The 20,331-nt window shown below is 57.9% G+C and carries 9 protein-coding genes and 2 pseudogenes; 4 read left to right on the top strand and 7 right to left on the bottom strand.

Translation table 11 applies throughout. From position 1 onward, the window contains the following. Window positions 1–2,261 (top strand): tetratricopeptide repeat protein (locus ILT44_RS27330; RefSeq protein WP_204242767.1); only part of this gene is annotated, 2,261 nt, incomplete at its 5' end. Between the two features lie 59 nt (window positions 2,262–2,320). Next, a pseudogene (locus ILT44_RS27325) lies at window positions 2,321–2,578 on the top strand (transposase); the annotation flags it as partial. Window positions 2,579–2,595: 17 nt separating this feature from the next. Here ILT44_RS27325 and ILT44_RS27320 read toward each other — a convergent pair. Continuing rightward, on the bottom strand, window positions 2,596–2,763 hold the full coding sequence (locus ILT44_RS27320; RefSeq protein ID WP_204242765.1) for a hypothetical protein: 168 nt from the start codon (window positions 2,761–2,763) through the stop codon (window positions 2,596–2,598). 151 nt (window positions 2,764–2,914) lie between these two features. On the opposite strand from ILT44_RS27320, the gene ILT44_RS27315 reads away from it, so the two are divergent. Continuing rightward, on the top strand, window positions 2,915–4,015 hold the full coding sequence (locus tag ILT44_RS27315) for an alginate lyase family protein (RefSeq protein ID WP_204242764.1): 1,101 nt from the start codon (window positions 2,915–2,917) through the stop codon (window positions 4,013–4,015). Between the two features lie 1,237 nt (window positions 4,016–5,252). Here the strand turns inward: ILT44_RS27315 and ILT44_RS27310 are convergent. The 4 genes from ILT44_RS27310 to ILT44_RS31810 form a co-directional block, all read right to left on the bottom strand. Beyond that, window positions 5,253–9,413, bottom strand: coding sequence for a glycosyltransferase family protein (locus ILT44_RS27310; protein ID WP_204242763.1), 4,161 nt, complete (start codon window positions 9,411–9,413; stop codon window positions 5,253–5,255). Window positions 9,414–9,631: 218 nt separating this feature from the next. After that, window positions 9,632–10,924 carry a UDP-N-acetyl-D-mannosamine dehydrogenase gene (wecC, locus tag ILT44_RS27305; RefSeq protein ID WP_204242762.1) on the bottom strand — a complete coding sequence of 431 codons (1,293 nt, stop codon included), beginning with the start codon at window positions 10,922–10,924 and terminating at the stop codon, window positions 9,632–9,634. 44 nt (window positions 10,925–10,968) lie between these two features. Next, complete coding sequence (wecB, locus tag ILT44_RS27300; RefSeq protein WP_204242761.1) at window positions 10,969–12,108, bottom strand: non-hydrolyzing UDP-N-acetylglucosamine 2-epimerase; 1,140 nt, start codon at window positions 12,106–12,108, stop codon at window positions 10,969–10,971. A gap of 532 nt (window positions 12,109–12,640) precedes the next feature. Then, window positions 12,641–15,250: a glycosyltransferase family A protein gene (locus ILT44_RS31810; RefSeq protein ID WP_204242760.1), complete on the bottom strand. Its 2,610-nt coding sequence runs from the start codon at window positions 15,248–15,250 to the stop codon at window positions 12,641–12,643. Between the two features lie 139 nt (window positions 15,251–15,389). Between ILT44_RS31810 and ILT44_RS27290 the strand changes: the two genes are divergently transcribed. Continuing rightward, entirely contained in the window at window positions 15,390–18,218 is a 2,829-nt protein-coding gene (locus ILT44_RS27290) for a glycosyltransferase (RefSeq protein WP_204242759.1), read from the top strand. A gap of 242 nt (window positions 18,219–18,460) precedes the next feature. On the opposite strand, the gene ILT44_RS27285 is transcribed toward ILT44_RS27290, so the two are convergent. Together ILT44_RS27285 and ILT44_RS27280 are read right to left on the bottom strand one after the other, a co-directional pair. Next, window positions 18,461–18,754 carry a hypothetical protein gene (locus tag ILT44_RS27285; RefSeq protein ID WP_204242758.1) on the bottom strand — a complete coding sequence of 98 codons (294 nt, stop codon included), beginning with the start codon at window positions 18,752–18,754 and terminating at the stop codon, window positions 18,461–18,463. A gap of 1,271 nt (window positions 18,755–20,025) precedes the next feature. Beyond that, window positions 20,026–20,331 (bottom strand): annotated as a pseudogene (locus ILT44_RS27280) (UDP-glucose 4-epimerase GalE); the annotation flags it as partial.

Below are 20,331 nucleotides of genomic sequence, written 5' to 3'. Positions count from 1 at the left end.
TGGAGGCTGCGACTGATCTGCGCGAACTCGGCCGGCTTGATGAAGCGGAGGCCGCTTATCAGGAAGTTCTGCAGGGCAAGCCACATCACTTTGGTGCGCTCTTCGGGCTTGGCTACGTAGCGCGCAGGCGTGGCGATCGTGCCGCCGCTGTGGCTTGGTTTCAAGCTGCCGCGACGGCGGATGCACCGAACACCGACGCACGCATCAGTTTGGCCTCTGCATTCCGTGATCTTGCAGAATTTGAAGTGGCCGAGCAGATCTGCCTCCATGTCCTAGACACGTTTCCAGCTTACAGCAAAGCCAACACCGAACTTGGCCACATCGCTCGAGGTCGGGGCAAAAGGGCAGAAGCATTAGCTTACTTCAAAGCTGCCGTGGAGTTGAATGAAAGCAATGTCTCAACAAACCTTGAACTTGCAGCTGAACTCAAAGAGCACGGTCGGTATGAAGAGGCTAGGTACATCGTTGAGCGGGTGCTTCAGGCTGAGCCAGCAAACATGCGGGCTTGGATGCAGCGCGCCTATATTAACCGCCATGCGGGCAACCGCGAGGCCGCACGAGATGAGTTTTACCAGATCTCAGAGTATTACCCGGGCCTCGCGCAACCCCTCGTTGATTTGGCCATAGAAGAGCGGGCACTTGGCAACAATCGCCAAGCGGAGCAGCTTCTGAAGCGGATCCTGGAAACTCAACCGGATCACCTTCCAGCACTAGCTCAATTAGCTGAGGGCGCGCGTCTATGCGAAGATTTCGAGACGAGCCTTTGCCTCTATAAACGTGCGATCGAACTCCATCCGCAAAATATATGGCTGTATGTTCATGCAGCTCAGTGTCTTGACAACTTAGGCGAACATATAGCTGCCTTTGAATTGCTCGACTTGGCAATCTCTCGTTTCGGTACACAGTGGCAGATTGTTTCCAAACGTGCCCAGTTGCTAAAGCGGGCTGGGCGAAATCACGAAGCCCGAGCCTTGGTTGAGGACGCACACAAGAATAACCCGCATAATTTCGAGATTTGGTCGGCGTGTGTGAGGTTTGATCTACTATTCGGCGATCTTGCTGCTGCAGCCCAGAAACTGCAGAATTTTTCAACTGATTTAGTTCTACAGAATTCCCAGCTCCACGTTTTGCTTGGGCAACTTGCCGAAGCACAGTTCAACTTCGAGGGGGCAATGCACCACTACGGGATTTCGACTAAGTTGCATCCACAAAATCGTTCGGCTCAAGCAGATATGTTTCGAGTATGCCTCTTGTCCCTTAGAACCGAAGAAGCCCGTAGCCATCTCGAACAGTGGACGCGTTTAGGCACAATGCCGGTCAACGCCCAAGGTCGAACCACAAATCTTTCCCAAAGCGCAATGGGCCAAATCTACGACGAATTCGTTCTTGATAAGGCTTCACTTGAACAACTAACCGATATTCAGAAACTCCCACCCAAGGACCGAATTGCGCCGTTGCGATCCATGCTGGCTTCAAATCCCGACTATACCCCTGCTGCAATCCAGCTAATTGTTGCCCTGCGGCAAACGAACAGCTTTTGCATCACTCAATTCGTAACCTCTGATAAAACCGCACGTATCATCCCAAGAGCGATCATACAATACTGGGACAGTCCAGAGCCACCCTCTGATATTCGACTTCTCATGCAAACCTGGCGAGATAAGAACAGGGATTGTCAGTATCAACTGTTCGATGACAAGACCGCGAAGGAATTCTTGGCTGAGCATTACTCAACTGATGTGCTGAGAGCTTATAAGCGGGCCACTCACCCAGCTGAGAAAGCAGACTTGTTTCGCCTTGCATACCTCTATGCTAATGGGGGGATCTATGTAGACGCTGATGATCGCTGCGTTGGTCCTTTAGGTGAGGTGCTTCCGTTTCATGCTGAGCTGATCGTCTATCAAGAAGACTACGCGCTCGGCGGGCTAGCTGTCGGAACGCTCGGTAATAATTTCCTGGCAGCGGCTCCGAAAAACGCGGTTATTGGGCGGGCGCTCGAATTGGCCACTCAAGCACTAAATATGGGAGACACCGACGTAGTATGGCTGAAAACTGGTCCGGGTCTTATTACCCGAGCCTTCGCCCAAACTGCAGCTAACACGCTTCTCAAGCCATCGGCCTGGCTCAAGGGCGTAGTTATCCTAGAGAGAGCCCAACTATCTCACGCTTCAGCTTTCCATTGCTTCGCGACTTACAAGCAGGCCCAGCACTGGTCAAAACAACAATACGACAATACAGGTTCACCTAAAACATCACAGTAGCAGTCGATTGGACTTGCTTCGGAGAAGTGGAGATCCTTTCATGAAGCAAGAGGATCTCCATGCCCAACACATGCTTTGCGAAAGAGTTTCGGGATGAGGCTGTGCGGCTTGCCCTGACTGCCGTCCGCAGCCAGCGCGAGGGCGTTCAGGATCTCGGGATAGGCCTGTCGACTCTGCGCCACTGGTTCGAACGCCGCCGTGAGCGTGAGATCGACGATCCGCTCACGGAGCGCCAGGAGGCAGTAGCAGCCGACCCGAAGCAGCTGCGCCGTTGGAACGAGATCCTGCGTCAGAAACGGGAGACGCTGAAGAAGGCCGCGGTGGGTTCAAACGATCAGTGCACTATGAAGTAGCACGACGTCCGGATCTCGATGTTCGAAAACGGAAACGCTTTCGACAACGCGGGCGTCGTGGCCTTCTTCAAGAGCTTGAAATCCGAGGTGGTCTTGGGCAGCATCTTCCAGACGAGAGCGAAGGCGTTGTAGGCGACCGGCCGTTGCATCGATGGCTTCTCAACCTAGTCCGGCACTATTGGACGCTCGACTAACTCAGTCGGGTTCTGTTCGAAGGACTGGCTGGATAGACAGCAGAACGCCCTCCACACTTGCTGAGCAAAAGACCACGTGCGATATACTCCGACAATGAGAATGCAGATGCAGTTCCATCTTTGGGTATTAGTAACGATCGGATCAGTTTTGATCGGGGGCGACATGCTCGCCCTGAAAGCCGAACCCCTACCGATAAAGCCCCCCTCCAACGTGGAAAGGCAACGTGAGCGGAATGACCTGCGGCCCGAGACTTTCCACTGCCCGATCCCTGAACCGTTGCCCAACGCGCTAGAAACACTCAATTATTATAGTGATGAGAAGAGCTCGATTGTTGATGAGCACATATATCGTAGGGAGATGAGCCACCAAGCCTCCATTCGAAATAATGAGCAAGCCATCTCATTAGCTCTAAGCCGATTTGTGATAGCTGATCCGGACGAAGCTTGGCGTTACGCTGAATGCATTTTAAAGCATTTGCGCCAATTTGCTGGGGACGATGCTTTCAATGGCACGACCAATTTTCGGGGTACAGGCATGGTCCGGCTTATGTCTACAACACCTATCTTTGCCTATGCAGAATTGAAACATGCATACCCAATCAAGCCAGAGGACGCGATATTATTAGAAGCATGGATCCGAAGGCTTGCAGACAATATTCTCTATTACGAAGAAAAGAATGCTTATGGCAACAACATATCTTACTGGGCCGGCGCAGCGCTCGCCCTCTCCGCCGTAGCGACTGGTGAGCGCCGATACATTGATGCCGCTCTCGAAATCGCGCGATCAGCTGCACGGTCTGTCACTACTGATGGCCTCTTGCCTAGTGAAATGGCTCGCGGTGAACGCGCTCTTGAATATAATCTGTTTGCTACTGAGGCTTTGGCTCTCATCGCTGCCGTTGCACTAGCAAATGGCATAGATTTGATGCAGGAAAATGGCACGTCTTTGATGCGCCTGATGCGAACAATGGCTGAAGTCTTGAAGAAACCAACACTGTTCATCTCTCTCGGCGGCAGTAGAAGGTCAATCGCCGCTGAGAGAATATATCGGCAGAATTATGGTTGGCTGGTATTTTACCGGGAGTATACCGACGATAGAGGCGTCGATCGCCTCATCTGCGCTTCAAAACCCTTATTTTCATTTCGCTCTGGCGGAGACTGGCTGACGCTCTTTGGGTCGCAAAGTATCTGCTCAATGACTCCGTAACTACAAACTAGAAACCTTGTCTAAGATATTTGAACAGCAATAACTATCTCTAAGCCTCGCGAGCGATGGTCGGCTCGCATGGAGATTAAGTGAATGCATCAAGTGCTGCCTTAATGCGTGGCAATGCCAAATCCAAAGACAACGCGGCGTGGCCACAACCACGATTGACGATCTCAAAAGTTATATTGTTTATCTTGTCCATATGGGAGGAAATAATCTGAGTCACGAATGGTATGAATTGGGAACTCCCATGCGGTTCATCACTGACTTCGTGGATTATGTGACAACGAGGCACGAACCCTTCTATCCGCCATCTCTCTAGTACGGAGAACCGTCCAAGAAACTGTTCGGCGACTAGTCCTACGTCTGCGGAGTCATAAACCAACTCAGTCATACTACGGATGTGGCGTAGGTATGGATAGATCCGTAAGTCTGTTTGAGGCACCTCAGCTATTGCGTAAGCCCCTCGCAATCTCGCTGCTAGCATCAAACCTGAGAAGCCACCGATACTAGATCCATACAGTACGATCCGAGTTGTAGGGATACCCTGCTGCGCAGCGACGGCAACAATGACCTCGGCCGCCGCATCGATACCCCAATTCTCACGCGTGCCTTGGAACCAACCTCCTACTAAGTCATTACCGGCTATCGTCGGGTCGTCGAGTACTAGAGACGATACAGGTACATGCTGCGCCCACTTCCAGCGAGAGAATTGTGGATGCTGCCACTTGGACTTGTCGGCACTACGAGCCGAAGGCAAAAAAACCAAAAGGGCTCGCGATTCTGGTACGACATTAGTAAAGGCATGAAATGTCAAACCACGTGCTGACACGCGTATCAACTGCGGGTTATCAAGAGGCAGGGGCGCACCAGCAATGAGGTCAATGTGGGGCAAGTCGGACCGCAGAAGGTTATCGATAAGCATTGTAATTCCACTAGACATGTACAGTGTTGCTACTGAAGCAAACACATCGGACTTGGAGCATTATTCAGGGCATCTGGCAAGAAGGTGGGCTGAAGTGTTCTTACCGTTGATGTATGCAAAGAACAGGCGCCAAACGAGGTCCATGAAGCCGAACCTGTCTCCTGATCGTCAGCCACAATGGCTCTAAAGCAGCGATCTACAAAGTGCGCTCTCCTTAGATTGTGGCCCTTGGCGGACGTGGCGCTGATCCAGCGATTACGGGTCGATGAAAGCATGACGAGAAATAACACGTCGCGGCTGTACCTGTACTTCCTAGGTGCGAGTTACGAGAGAGATCTCTTTCTTAACAATGATTTTAGCATCACTTTGCCGTCTAACCCGCTCGGCTGCCTTCTTGGACAGTAACGTGAAAGTATGAGGGTTTTCGTATAGGTTTGCGATTGCCTGAACGAGGCCAAGCGGGTCTTCAGCATCTGCCAGGTAGCCGCAGTTCGTATCTACAAACTCTGGAACCGCTGAAACCGCATTCGTGATTGGCACTAGCCCCGAGGCCATGGCTTCGTCCCGCGAGACGCCTTGGGAGTCCCAGCGAGTTGGGCACAAAAAGACGCCGTAGTCTTGCTGCAAAGCTGCAATTTCTGGCTGTGTCAGGAATCGCTTCTCAAGAATTACGTTATCGAACCCAGCGAGTGGAGCAACTGTCTCATCGAAGAGCCGCCCATCTCCGATCAGACGGAACTCCAATTCGCTGAACCATGGGTATGAAGTAAGCGCTTTGATGGCTGCGACACTCAGATCGTTAGCATATTTAGCCGAAGCATAGGACCGAATAGATAGAATTTTCTTTCGCTGTTCGGCAGGCTTTGGTTTATAGCCGAAAAGATCAGTCGCCACTGGGTTGTGAATGACGGAGTAATGAGTTTCTGGGAGGCGGAAGCCCAGATCCTCCATAACCTCTTCGGCGAAGTACCGTGAAACGAAAACGAGGTGAAGATTCTCCGGGATGCTCTTTAGAAGCCTGCGCCAGAAATCAAGCCTTCTCTCGCTCTCTCCTTGCGCGACCGAACGTTTCTCATCTGTGTCATAGTTATAGTCCCGGCGGTGGAATGGCTGAATTTCCGCCCCGTGGACCCAAACGGTGACTTTCACCTGGTCGACATAATCCTTCAAGATGTCCCAAGTGGTCTCATCAAGAAAATGGACAAGCACGCCTTTGTAGCGGCCACTATCCAGCATTCTCCTCAGCACATCTTGCGTGCCGGTAACGCAGTCGACATTCCCGAATTCGTGAAAGGACAAGTCCTCGTCAGGTCTCAGTCGAAAGACGTCCACTGCCACGCCAAGGTCGCGATAACCTAGTACACGACTATGAACGAACCCATTGCGGTATAAGGCTTGGTAGGACGGATAGTGGTTCGTTATGAGCAGATGCTCCGCACCGCAGATGACATCATGCGCCTTCGGGCGGCGGGTGCCGAGGACAAGAGAGCCAATAGTCGCCGTCCCAGCTGCAAAGATTCTTACTCCAAACCTCAGCCAGGCAGTCTTTGCCGGCAGGTCACACTCGTAGTTCTGGTTCGCAGAAAAGATCACATGGCTGATGCGCTTCTTTGCGCTGTCGAGAAACTGCACTACCCACCGGAGATTAAGGCCCGGTGTTGTCTCGAGATACAACTTCAACTTGCCGTCGAAACCGAGATCTTCAGGCCGGTAATCCACTTTGGAGTAAATATAGTCGTGCGCTCCGTCAGGCAGCTTAGATTCGATCTGCCATGAGTCGGCATCAACCCTAACAATAATGTTTGGGTTCTTGGGGGCAGGAAAAGCCTCTGCGAGCCTCTTACCAATGATGACGGGAGCCTCATCCTGTGCCGGCGCGGACGCGGGCGTGCCTTCCGCGCGTTGCAGCAATTCCTCAAAGCAAAACCCATCGTTCAAGTCTGGTAAGTCATCGGTGTGCTCAGTAACACCTGGAGCCGCAATCTCTCCTCGGGCACCATCCTGGCAGTAGTTAAACTCATCGATAGATAGTGCAGCCTCAATCTGGATCACGCGATGACGGGCATTCCTAGTCCACTCCGCCACGGCCTCATGTCTGAGATAGCTAGAGCGTATAACAGCACTGCGAAGTGCGAGTTGAGCAGTTGGGCGATACGCTTGTTCCAGATTTACAAGTTGCACCTTCCCTCCATTATAGCAGTAGTGTGCTCCTTTGCCGATCATTGCAGAGTTGCTGTATTGCGCTGACAACGCGAGATCGAGGAGATAGTTCGGGCCGTAGTAGTCCTCAGGAATCATCAACGCTACGAAATCTGCGTCAGGCACTAGATCAGCCACCGATTGGCCGGCCGCTTCAGCCTCCGTCAGAGTTTTAATCCGGTGATCTGCATTTGGAAGAGTGTGGGCCCACCCACCCGAGAGGATTACCTGAAGCGTTGTGTTGGAGCACGTTTGGCGCTGATAGTGGGCGACGATGGCAGACAACTCAGCTGAGTTCTCAGCGCGTGCGAGCACCGCTATAGTGGGGAACGAGGACCCCGCACTCTGGCCCAATGCCTTCGACGCTACATACGCCAACCTATGACCATAGGTGTGTTCGCGCATCACCTTGCGCAGACCCGCAAGGCGTAGGCGGCGGCTCTGATTTTCATCAGCAATAATGCTCTTCATCCGGCGGACAATTTCGCCACCGTTGTCGCTCGTAACGACCAGATCGCCGAACAGAAGCCGCAGCCCGCGTGAGAAGTTGCTTACAGTGATAGTGTTCGACGCGAGGAGCTCGAACACACGTCGGGCAAACATCGACTGAGATTGTTTGATAGAGTTGAGATTGATTGCGTAGTTGTACCCTTTGTATGCTTTGTCTATCTGGTCAAAGGGCAACGTGCCGACAATGTAGGGCTGATAACTTTCTGGGAATTGGTAATCGGGGTGGTTCTTCCCATAGTTCCTGTCATAAATTTCCAGTGGACGGAACTTGGGCAATTCCTCCACGAAGCTCTCGAGATCACGCGTGCGGTCAGGATACCGGACGTAGTAGGCCCCGGCAAAGCAGAAGGCATCCTTGCGCTCGTAGGTTTCTACCGGATTGTGAAGTGCAGGCTGACATGCAAAAGGAAGAAGGTATACGCGATCGTGGCCTAGAGCTGCCTTGTACCGGCCAATGCAGTCGACGTCGGTGGTAAAGACATAATCAAACTGAGCAGCCGTGTTCAAGAACGTTTCAAAGTGAACCGGATCTTCTTTGTTCCAGAACACGGTCGGGATATTGTGGTCACGGCACCATCTAAGGATTCCCTGGAGCTCTTGGCTGAAGTGACCAACCTTGCTCCCCCACTTCTCGTCCTTGCCACGCCATGCGGACTCAATGAAAAGGAGTTCCGGCGCGAAGGCGGACAGCTCGTCTTCCCAGTTGTCGGGTGTCAATGCCTGGAACGTTGCCTCGGGCGCATAGGATGAGAAGGTGAACTCGTCCATGATGCAAGCGACCCTAAGGTTCGCAAGAGGCCTGCTTAGCTCCAGATGAGAGTTATCCTTCGTGTGAGATATCGGAGCCGCAAGTGTTACAACCTGAGGTGCTCTCGCTGCGTCCTCGTCTGCACCGACGATGATTTCTTGTGCTTTGGAGCGTAAGCCCGCAGCCGTCAGTGCTTTGATCTGCTGGTATGCGCGTTGCTCGGAATACGAGAATTCGACCCGTCCATTAAGCTCATCCAAGACGAATGCGGCATCGTCAACCAGGCCGTTCTTGAAGAGGCTGAAGCCGAACCACTTCTTCAGGAACGCCTTCTTAGTCAAGGCCTGTGCAAGCGACGCTAGAACGAGCGTGCTTCCTGCGTCATCTTGGTAGTGAGTTTTGGCTACTTCACGGCAGGCGTCGGCTACCTTTTCTTGCGATAGTTTCAGGTGCTCGAAGAGCTTCAGCAGTGATCTCTGCCACAAGGGTTCATGGTCAGAAATTAGGTTAGGGCGCGCTTTTTCCGTTCGTCTCAGCAGTTCTAACTCTTCAGCCAGAGCCGCGAGTGCAGTGTCTTGTTTGGCAACGTGTAGCTGCTTTTCTGAGAGCAGAGCCTCCATCACAGACAACTGGCTGCGGGCGGCAGCAAGATTGTCTTCGCTCGCGGCAAGCTCCGCTCGCAGTCTGCTGTTATCCTGCGCCGTTTCTGCCTGTTTGGCACGAGCGGCCTCAATCTCTACAGACTGAGCCGCGAGTTTTGTGCTCCGGTGATTGATCTGCGCCTGTTTCTCGATAAGGTTGCTCTCTGCAACCTCAAGCGTGTGACGCGCGGCGGCGAGTGCTTTCCGCACGACGCTGAGTTCATCAGCCGTCGACGTCAGGCTGGCAGCAGCAGCAGTTAACATGGCGCTATCGACGGCTATCTCCGCATCGGCGTTAGAGTTGCTGGTCGTGTTTGGGAGCAACTCTTCGCTCGAGGCAGCCACATGGAGTTTTGTCGATGTACGCTTGGTCATCGGAGTGGATTTTCCGTGTCTGAAGATTGAACGGGTAGCGGATCTAGGTATGCCTTCTGTGCAGGAAGACCAAAGGGATCCGTACGGGACAAGCTCTGCTTGCACGCAGGCGAGCGATTTCCATCTCAGTCGGCACATTTGCGATACGGTGATCGGAATAACCCTGTCGATCACCGTATCGCGACCTTTAGCTTAGCAGCTGCAGCTCCGAATTGAGTCTATTCGGCTGCGATCGAGAACGATGCGGGAGCAACGTGGCTCCGCGTGCGGAACTGCGGCCACACGCCTCGGGTATCGTACACCCGCTTGCCCTCGAGGCTGCTGGAAGCCAGCTCTTTGAACTCACGGTGGTCCACCAGCAGAACAACTACGTCGGACTGCTCCAGGGCAGCCTCAAGGTCGGCCTGTTGGACTCCCTTGTTCCGGAGGCGCAACGGCAGCTCCGTCACATTCGGTTCAACCGCGACGATATCATAGCCGGCCAGAGCCAATTCTTCGACCACGTCGATCGCCGGGCTCTCCCGCAGATCGTCGGTGTCGGCTTTATAGGCTAAGCCGAGGCAGGCAATTTTGCTGCCAGGGTGCGCGAGTGCGGCCACCTGCCCGACGACGTACATCGGCTTGCTGTCGTTGACCTCGCGCGCCGTCTTGATCAGCGGGGCGAGGCCATTGGCCGAGTGCACAATAAACCACGGATCGACCGCGATGCAGTGGCCGCCGACGCCCGGCCCGGGGTTGAGGATATTGACGCGCGGATGGTGGTTCGCCAGCGCGATCACCTCCCATACGTCAATCCGGAGATGGTCACAGATCTTCGAGAGTTCATTGGCAAACGCGATGTTGACATCGCGGAAGGCGTTCTCGACGAGCTTCACCATCTCAGCGGTACGCCCGCCGGTCGGGACCAGCTGGCCGCGAACGAAGGTGCGGTACAGCGCCATCGCGGCGCTCACCGAGGCCTCGTTCAACCCACCGATGATGCGGTCATTCTCGACGAGTTCCGTCATCATGCGGCCCGGCAGGATGCGCTCGGGGCAGTAGGCCATCAGGATGTCGGCCTCGTCGCCAAACCCATGCGGGAACTTCAGGTCCGGCCGCGCGATGCCGAGCTGGTGCGACAGCAGCTCAATAGTGCCCACCGGCGAGGTCGACTCGAGGATCACCAGATCGCCAGCCTTAAGTACGAGGGCAATCGACGCGGCTGCCGCCTCGACGTAACGCAGATCCGGCGTCGCATCTTCGGACACCGGCGTCGGGACCGCGATCAGGAAGGCCTCCGAGGCTTCCGGCGTGGTGACGGCGCGCAAACGGCCCGCCTTGACCACGCTCTCGAGCATGGCGTCGAGATCCGGCTCATGGAAATGTGCCCGGCCCTCGTTGATTTCAGCCACGGCTTTCGCATTGATGTCAACGCCCACCACTTCGACCCCGCGGTTGGCGAGCACCGTGGCGGTCGGAAGACCGATGTAGCCGAGCCCGATGACACTGACCTTGTTGAACTTACGCCCCATTGAAATGCCCCTTCGTCTGTTCCGATGTGTTTGAATGTGTGTGGTTACTCGGCAGCCTCCGCCGAGGCGGACATCCGCCCGGTCAGAGCCTTTACAATTCTCTGGCTCGCCTGCCCGTCGCCATACGGGTTCTGGGCACGCGCCATCCGGTTGTACAGATCCGCGTCCGTCAGCAGCGCCGTGACGCGCTCGTAGATCCGCTCCGCCGATGACCCCACGAGTTCGGCACAGCCCGCCGTGATGCCCTCAGGCCGCTCCGTGACGTCGCGCATGACCAGCACCGGCTTGCCAAGACTCGGCGCCTCTTCCTGCACACCACCGGAGTCGGACAGGAGCAGGTGCGCGCGATCCATGAGGTGAATGAAGCCCCGGTATTCCTGCGGGTCAGTCAGGAGCACATTGTCTCGGCCCTGAATGATCTCAAAGACAGGCCCGCGGACACGCGGGTTGAGGTGCACGGGATACAGGAAGCCCACATCGGGAAAGGCATCCGCCAGCCGCGTGATGGCGCGACAGATGCTGTCAAAGCCCTCACCGAAGTTTTCGCGCCGGTGTCCGGTGATCAGAATGAACTTCGGGTGCTTTTCCAGGAACCTGGCGATCTCGGCCGCCATCTGCGGCGGGGTCGCGCGCACCGAGGCGGCCGTCTGCAGCAGCGCATCGATGCCTGTGTTGCCGGTGACCAGAATGTGCTCCGGCTTCACACGCTCCTGAAGGAGATGATCCGCCGCCCCTTGGGTCGGCGCGAAGTGCAGCTCCGTCACCAGCCCGGCGACGCGCCGGTTCAACTCCTCCGGGAAAGGAGCATACATGTCATGGCTGCGCAGCCCGGCCTCGACATGCCCAACCGGGATCCGCCGGTAGAAGGCGGCCAGCGCCGCCACCATCACGGTCGTGGTATCGCCCTGAACGAGCACCCAATCGGGGCGCAGCGTCTCAAGGGTCTCATCCACGCGGGCGAAGAGGCGACTGCTGAGCGAAGCCAGCGTCTGGTTGGGCTGCATCACCGCAAGATCAATATCGGCTTCGAGATTGAAGTCAGCGAGAGCCCGCTGGAGCATCTCCTGATGCTGGCCGGTGGACACCAGCGTGCAGCGCACACCCGACGCCTGTCTCAACGCCTGCACGACAGGCGCCATCTTGACCCCCTCAGGCCGGGTCCCTACGAATACTGCAATATGCATGCCCCTAAGACCTTTTTAGTCTTCAATTAATTAGTATCGGGTTATATCGCTCGATGGAGCCGCTCCCTGCCGAAGCAGACCAGGACGGCGCACGGAACCCCAACGAGAAGCCCGACTTAATTCATTTATGACTTTTCACCTACCACCTATGGCCAATTCCACACAAGTAGGGACGTTATTTACAGGCCAGATTGCGAAATTCACTAAGTGCCTGATCAGGCTTACGAAAGCTCTTAAAACTGGCTTAGGTGCGACCGGACGGCACAGCGGTTTTAATGTTCGACACCATCCTGTTGCTGTCAGGCAACACCTGCACGCTGGCGATCACAGGTATATATGCCTATTAGCGCAAGGTGCGAAGTCAGCGGCGCTCGACTCACTTCCGCTTAGATAGTCAGCAAGATCAAGCCTGAAGCTCTATGAGCTTCATCAACCGTCTATGAGATCACCTAAACCGGTCGAGGTTGGAGTTCGCCCGATCCGCAGGGTGCCTGGTCCAACAGGTGCACCGACAGTCCCTCCTCTGCCACCTTCACACCTGCTGAACCGGCGGCGAAGACAAGAGTTCACCAGGCGCAGCGAACTTTCGAGCACCATCCTGCTGCGCGGCAACATACAGGTCTTCTAACGAAGCTGTCCGATGCCACGCCATCCAGGACTCCCAGTAGTGCTGGCGCACTTTCGAATAGCGGTTGGCGTCGAAAGCCGCCGCCCCTGACTGAGTCAGCGAAACCTCGTGGTGCAGTCCAACACCGAGAAGAGGCGCAAGCTCCTGTACCGCCGTCCGGCCGAACACTCGGCCGATCCGGTACGTGTACTCGGAGTCGGCCGCCGCCCGAATGGCATCGAAATACCCGATCCGGTTGATCACCTCGCGCGTGATGAACAACGATGCCGGGTTGGTGCCAGTATAGGATGCCGAGCCCGCCCCGAACCTCCGGCGCAGCATCACGTGCCCGCTCTCGCTGATGCGAAGCCACTGCGACAGGGAGGCAACGCACTTCGGGTTCTGCTGCATGTGCGCGACATGGGCCGCGATCCGCTCCGGATGCATCCAGTCATCGGAATCGTGGAACGTGTAATAGTCCGATGCAAACTGGCTCAAGGCGCGGTTCTTTGCCCAGTACGTTCCCCGGTTCGCGTCGTTGTCGAGCAGAACCACACGCCTGTCCTCCTGCGCGAAGGCCGAGACGATCGCACGAGTCTTGTCAGTGCTGGCATCATCAACCACCACAAGTCGCAGATGCGGGTAGGATTGCGCCAACACACTGCGGATCGCCGCCCCAATTGTGGCCTCCGCATTGTAGGCCGTCATCACCACTGTCACGAGACTCGATGCCGGACCTGTGGAGGCCTGCCCCTTGGCGTAGGACAAGCCCTCCAGAACATGACCACTGTCTGTACACTCGGCATCAAAGAAGCCGGTGGTGACCCCGGAGAGCGCGAAAACCCGATTGAGGGACGCGGCCCAGGCATGCCGGTCGCCAAGGGCACGATAGATGTTGGCGAGGCTCACCAGGAGTTCGGGCTCGGCGCCGTGATGCTTCAGCGCCAGCGTGCCGCTCACAAGCGCCTCTTCGGTCTGGCCCGCATCCAGCAGAGTTTCCAGCCGCACCGCCCACGCCCCCACTGGCATGTGCGGCTCAAGGGCGTCGGCCAGCCGGAAATGCCGGCGGCTCAAATCCGGCTCGGAGGCCTCATGCAGGAGGCCGAGATCGAAGTGGACCTCCCAGTCGGCGGGGTCTTCGCATTTGAGCCGATCAAGTTCATGCCGAGCGCGCTCCCTGCGACCGCTGCGGACCGCAGCCCGCGCCAGCAGGAGATGTGCCTGCCGCTGCTCGGGAGGCATCAATCCCTTGATCAACCCGGGGCGGCGGGCAAGACCCTCCAAGGCCTCATAGGCCAAACCGGCCATGTTCTGCTGGAGCATGGCCCGCGCGAAATAAAACGCCAGATACGCATCAAGATCCGATCGGCCACAGCCCGGCTTCAATTCATCCCAGAGCTGCCAGAGCTTCTCGCGCTCTTTGCCCTTGTAGAGGGCCTGCAGGGTGTCGCGCACGAGCCCGGAGCTCGAGGCCACCACCAGCTCACGCACCAGAGTTGCAACGTCGGCGCGCGCTAGGGACAGCGGCCCCACAGGCTCGGCCCCTTGCGGATGGGAGGCTCGGGTCATCTCCGGTGCCTTGCCCTCGTGTCCGGCCCCTGCGGGGGCGGCGAGATCGAGGCGGACCTGGGCCCTGAGCGAGGGGCCGACCACCAGCGCCACATCGTACCGGCACGGCAGCACGGCGCCAGCCGCTTGGACCAGTGTGGCGAGCGCATCGCGCGTCAGCGCAAAGGAAGCCGCTTCGTCCGAAGCAACAGATGCAGTGGAGACCCACGGCGCAAGCGGCAGGCGGGCGAGCGCACCGCCGTCCTGGCCGATCAGGAGGCAGGCCGACGCCTCATCCCCGGCAGGAACCCATCCCTCCACGCCCTCCTTCGCCACTGTGAGCCCGCCACGTCCCGGAAGCACGGATTCGATAGCGACGGACATCCGGCCGAAGCTGACAGGCTTCGCATGCGGTGCCATTTGAACTGCGAGATACAGTCTCTCGTCCGCGCGCCAGCCTCCGGTCAGTTCCACCCGCCACTTCGCCGTGGTCCGCTGGCCCGGGCTCAACGGCACCCGTTTGGCCACTTTGACCACTTCTGCATAGGGTCCACCCACCGGGGCAGACAACAACGAGACCCATTGGACCCCCTCGCCCTTGTCCTGCACCTGCAGATCGAGGCTGATCGCCAACGCCAGAACCGCATCAGCGGGAACGGCCATGAGTCTGTGAGCGATGGGCGCGCAGTCGCACAACAGCCGCACCTCCCGTTCGCACCGAGTGGCGTCGAGGGTGAGGAGCGCCCCTGTCTCCGGAGCCTCCCGGGTGAGAGCGCACACCGCCGCATCGCTGGCCGACTTGAACACAATCTCCAGACCCGGCTGGACCGAGGCGATACGGCTGCCATCCGTTACCACCAGAGGCCCAGCGGGTCCCTCTTGTTCAACGACAACTGAACTCAGCTCGAAGAGCGTAGGCTCGACCACAAGCGTAGCAGGCTCATTGCGTTGGCTGCTGTCAGTCTGGGGGGCAGGCTCGGTTTGCACGGGTCAGCACATCCTACTGTCGGGGTGACGGCGTGGGCACTAGCCTCTGGCGGACGAGGATGCAATATGCCGGCTCCGGCGGAGCCTGAAGAAAACCCACGGCACAACCATGCTTCATCGGGGCCAGCAGGGGCAGCGTATGCAGAACGATCTCGATGAGGTGATTGCAGAGAATATCGCGTTGCGGCTTTTGATCGCGTGCCCATCGCCTGAGGACGGAACTGCCCGGGGCGCGGCAGACCTCGAAGAGGCCCTTCACGGCGAACGCGAGCGGGTTCGGCAGGCCCTTGCAGACGGTGGGCTCCCGGCCGCATTTGCGTTGTGTAGCAAACGCGTCGAGTGTTCGACGGACTTTCCCGTCGCCGCCTACAAGGCCTTTCTGGCGAACACCGCCTGGCAAGGTGCGGAGAGCGATGCACCACCGGATGCCATCGCCCACCTCATAGCCGATACCATTCTGGCCCGGGTCTTTGTTCGATCCCGAGCCCCATCTGATCCGAGCACCGGATCCGAGCGCATCACCAAGTTCACCGCGTTTCTGAGGCAGACGAAGCTCGACCTCGTTGCGCGTGTGCAAGCCGCGATGAGCGGAGATGGAGAGAAGGATCCTCTGGCCCTCTATCGTGATGAGTTCGCGCCGCGCCGCGCGGTCTATGCCGGGGCCCTCCTCCGCACCCATCCTCCCAGTGCTCCGTCAGCGGCGCTTCGGCATCACTGGAGCCGCCTGATCACAGGTGGCGGATTGGAGGCCCGGCGCGTTCGCCGCTACGAGTTCGGCGGCCCCGCCCGCCACCTGAAGACGCCTCTCGTCTTCACCGATGGCATGCATGAGAGGGCAGAGATCGCGCTCCGCTTCCAGGCCGCGGAGACGACCAACGCTAGCCCGGCCCGTGCGTTCGTCGCAGTGGGGGCCAAAGACGAGCATGGCCGGTTCATCCCCGTTACCTGGGCGCTCCAGGGCGCAGACGGTCATTTCCTCGAGGAGGGCCCCCTCCTCTGCGGAGAGATTGTGGCGCAGCCGACCTGGACCGGATGCGTTCATCTGACCGCCTCGGCACCGGGTGTGGAGGTCATCTGCTGCGTTGTGCCGCTCAGTCCAGGCGAGAGCCTGACGGTCTGGTCCCAGTTTCGCGAACAGGATGCGTCCTGGGGCGACACCGTACCCCTGGAGTTGCGCGACTGGGTTGCTGCGCATCTCGGCCTTGCACAGCAGGCGATGCGGCACGCGGCTGATCTCCGCCAGCAGAGCGATGTTCCCACAGGCGGGCGACGGCTTGCGTGGCCACGACCGAGTGGCTCGCCTGTCACCAGTATTCCGCTCGGTGAGGATGCGGACCAAAGGACCACCCTAATCACCGAGGCCACAGACTTTATCCTCCAGGACAACTTGGAGGGCGCCATCCACCATCTGATCGCGCAGTCGTCAGCGCCAGACCCGCTCAGCCATATGCTTCAGGACTTGGCCGATGCCGTGGCCGACGCACGCCCCAACGATGCGCTTCGGCTGTACTGGCTGTCCTACGGAGTCTGCGCCTCCGCCAGGAGGCGTCTGCGCCTCAGCGGCAAGATGTTCCTGGCCGGCAACATCAGCAGCGCGGATGCACTCAGTCGCGACAAGAGCCCAGCGACGACGCATCTCCATGGCGAGTTGCGCTTGACCGCAGCCCTCCGCCGAACAGGTCCCATGGTCCCGCGGCGCGCGCATCACCGCCAAGCCGCATCCAAGACGCGCGTCGCCTATGTGGCGTCCGCCGCGCAGCCGTTTCAAGTCACAGGCTATACGGTCAGGACGCACCAGCTTCTCAGCGCTCTCAACACGGCGGGGACACTCGCAACCTGCTTCATCCGACCCGGCTATCCGCACGACCGGGCGCGCACGATTCAAGCCTGGCCGGACGGCTCCAGAGAGGCGCAGGATTTCGCCTATATGGTCGAAGGGGTGCCGTACCAGACATCGTGGGTTCCTGGGGTGGACCATGACCCTGAGCACTTCATCCAGCGCATGGCGGACCGGCTCGTCGCCCAGTTCGAGACTTATCAGCCGACGATCGTTCAGGCCGCCTCGAACTACCGGAATGCGTTGCCGGCGCTGAGGGCTGCGCGGCGCCTCGGCATTCCCTTCATCTATGAGGTTCGGGGCCTATGGGAGTTGACCGCCGCCAGCCGCAAGTCAGGGTGGGAGGCGACCGAGCGCTTTCGCTTCGAACGGGACATGGAACGCTCCGTTGCCGCCGAGGCCGACATGGTCCTGACGATCACTCGTGCCCTGGCGGCTGAACTGGTGAGTGGCGGCGTCCCTGAGAGCAGGATCGGGCTTCTGCCCAACGCGGTCGATCCGGATCACTTCACGCCGACGCCGCGTGACGAGGCTCTGGCCGCAGCGCTGGGCCTCCAGCACAGTTTTACTCTCGTGTATGCCGGCTCGTTGACGGTCTACGAGGGGCTGGATGATCTCATCGAGGCGATCCGAATCTTGAGGCAGGATAGCGTCCCGGTGTCCCTTGTTGTCATTGGGGATGGCGTGGTGCGGCCTGCTCTGGAACAACTGGTGCAGGACAAAGGCTTGCAGGCCTTCGTGCAGTTCCTGGGCCGCGTCAGGCCGGATGAGATCTTGGCTTACCTGTCACTCGCCCATGCGGTGGCCCTGCCCCGTAAGGCTTACCGGGTCTGCAAGATCGTCTCACCCCTCAAACCGTTCGAGGCCATGGCGATGGCCAAACCGGTGATCCTGACCGATCTGCCGGTTCTGCGCGAAATCGTCCGGGACGGCTACACCGGGCTGATCTGTCAGCCCGAGGATCCGCACGATCTCGCGCGGGCCCTGCGCCGCTTGGTCGATAATCCCGGGCTATGTCGAGCCCTGGGTGATGCGGCCCGGCGCTGGGTGATCGAAGAGCGCTCGTGGTCCGCGAACGCGGCGTTGCTGCAAGACCTGCATGGTCAGCTCGTGGAGCGGGCCGCGGGGTGAAACTCTTCCCCAGGCATTCTCCACCAGGGCAGATTGACGGGATCCGGAATGAAGAAGGCTTTTCTCAATCGGCCCGCACCCCATTCCCCCTGCAGGCAAGCGGATCTGAATGAGTTGCAACCAGGACCAAGGATTTAGAAGTTACAGGACAATGAATTTCATCTTGAGTAGCTATGCCGGACTCGGGTGAAGCAGCAATGCATTGGAAACCCTGCACGGGAACACAGGTTTCGCATCAGACCTTAGTGGCTGATGTTGACCGCCGCCTTGATCCGCTGCAACTCGTCCGCGATCACAGGATCAACTCTCAAGATTGGGCATCCCCCTGATGAGTGGCGCTGGGAGAAGATCAAGCGAACATAGCTGCCTTGGAGCGGCAGCAAGAAGATCCCGTCCGACTCTCCCTTCAGGAAGCTGCGTAAGCCCTCATAAAAGCTCTCCTCGTAGCCGCTCAGGGCGAGACGAATTGCCGGGTGAACGACAAGGGTGATACTTTTGCTCTCGCAGACTTCTTCGACATTCTTGAACTTCAACACTGTTGAATCCCGCTGATAGCCGGCCGCTACGCTGAGTCAACGCAGTGTATTCGGCTAGGGTTCCAGGTGCCTATCTCCTCCCAAGGGATTAGGTTATCTAGCGAAAGGCTGTAGGCAGGCCTGCCATTGAATGTAGTCGCTTCTCGTTATTGCGTATCACGAGCGCGGCGGAGATCTCGAACTGATGCTCATGGCGCCTAAGGTGCCGAGGCAGTATCCGAATAGCGGGTAGCCGAATTCGCCATCAGAAACGCTTCGGCGACGCGCTGTGCCTCTGCAATGGCCTTGGCCTTCCGTGACACCCAGCCTTCTCCGGAATAAGTTTTAATCCAGACCGAAAACATACAGGACATGCCTGGCAAGCTCGAATGGCTCCAGCGCACCGAACAATGCGCCGTCTCAGTATCGATGAGTTGAGGTTGTCCGACCTGGATATAGGACGTGCACCCGCCTGAAGTCATCTGATCTGCCCCTTGATCCCAAAAAGCCTGCTCAGGCAGGTATTGTTCTGATGACCCGAACTCCTTTCGCGTCCTCACCGTCGTCTAAATTGGGTCCATGCCGGATCGCGCGTGACGCGGGCGGACCGAGGCGGATCGACAGGAGGTGGTCCCGACATCTAGCCTGTCAGAACCGGCCCTGTGGAATAGCCCGTGACGACCATTATGGTTTCGCGTGTGCCCAGGTCGACGAGGTCTGGCCAGCACCGCTAAGCCCCATTGGTTCGATCTGAAAACCGCACCTGCCTGGTCACATGATCCGTTCTTTTTACTGCCCGGCGCAGAACGTCTTATACGCCTCAAGCCCCTGATCGAACCCAACCCTCTCGACGAGATCGAAGAACCTCGCTTTCGCCCACTCGTACAGCTTCATATCGTAAACATACACCGCCTCGATGAGCTCGATGGTGCTGGCCAGGATCTCGCTCTCCAGCGGTCGGTCCTGGTTGCGATTGTCCCGGATTCAGGCCGGAACCGCATCAAGCCCACAGACAACCGCGAATAGAAGATGCTCTCCTTAATGATACTCAGCCAGACCGAACAGGAAGACATCGCGCTCGATAGCCACAACGGCTCGCTCGAACAGCAACACAAGTCAACACATCTGCCTTGAGAAAACATTGCGACGAAGTCGCACCGGCTCCCCAATGGAACGCCACATCGCACCCGCTGGTGAGCGCTCTTACATGGCGAACGTCGAACCAGATCCCACGATGAGAGTCTAATGGATCCTATTCCGCAAGCACGCCATGGTATCGGGCAGTGGAGATCTTACATGGCTTTCCGTCCCATCAGCGTCTGTTCCCAGCGTAGGGCCTGATCGACGATCTCGTCGAGATTGTCGTGCCGCGGCGTCCAGCCTAGCTTACGGATCCGATCGACTTTCGCCACGAGCTGGGCCGGATCGCCCGGCCGGCGCGGGCTCAGGCGGACCTCGAAATCGACGCCGGAGACCCGCTTGACCACGTTGACGACCTCCAGAACGGAGGCGCCGTGGCCATAGCCGCAATTCATGATCGTGCACTCGCCGCCGCTGCGGAGATGCTGAAGGGCGACGAGATGGGCCCGGGCGAGGTC

It is taken from the genome of Microvirga arvi (assembly GCF_016892765.1).
Classification (GTDB): Bacteria; Pseudomonadota; Alphaproteobacteria; order Rhizobiales; family Beijerinckiaceae; genus Microvirga; species Microvirga arvi.
This window is presented reverse-complemented; position numbering and strand designations above follow the sequence as displayed.

Coding starts and splice junctions, on each gene's coding strand:
- ILT44_RS27320 (WP_204242765.1), bottom strand. CDS start 2,763: ATGCAACGGCCGGTCGCCTACAACGCCTTCGCTCTCGTCTGGAAGATG.
- ILT44_RS27315 (WP_204242764.1), top strand. CDS start 2,915: ATGCAGTTCCATCTTTGGGTATTAGTAACGATCGGATCAGTTTTGATC.
- ILT44_RS27310 (WP_204242763.1), bottom strand. CDS start 9,413: ATGACCAAGCGTACATCGACAAAACTCCATGTGGCTGCCTCGAGCGAA.
- wecC (WP_204242762.1), bottom strand. CDS start 10,924: ATGGGGCGTAAGTTCAACAAGGTCAGTGTCATCGGGCTCGGCTACATC.
- wecB (WP_204242761.1), bottom strand. CDS start 12,108: ATGCATATTGCAGTATTCGTAGGGACCCGGCCTGAGGGGGTCAAGATG.
- ILT44_RS27290 (WP_204242759.1), top strand. CDS start 15,390: ATGCAGAACGATCTCGATGAGGTGATTGCAGAGAATATCGCGTTGCGG.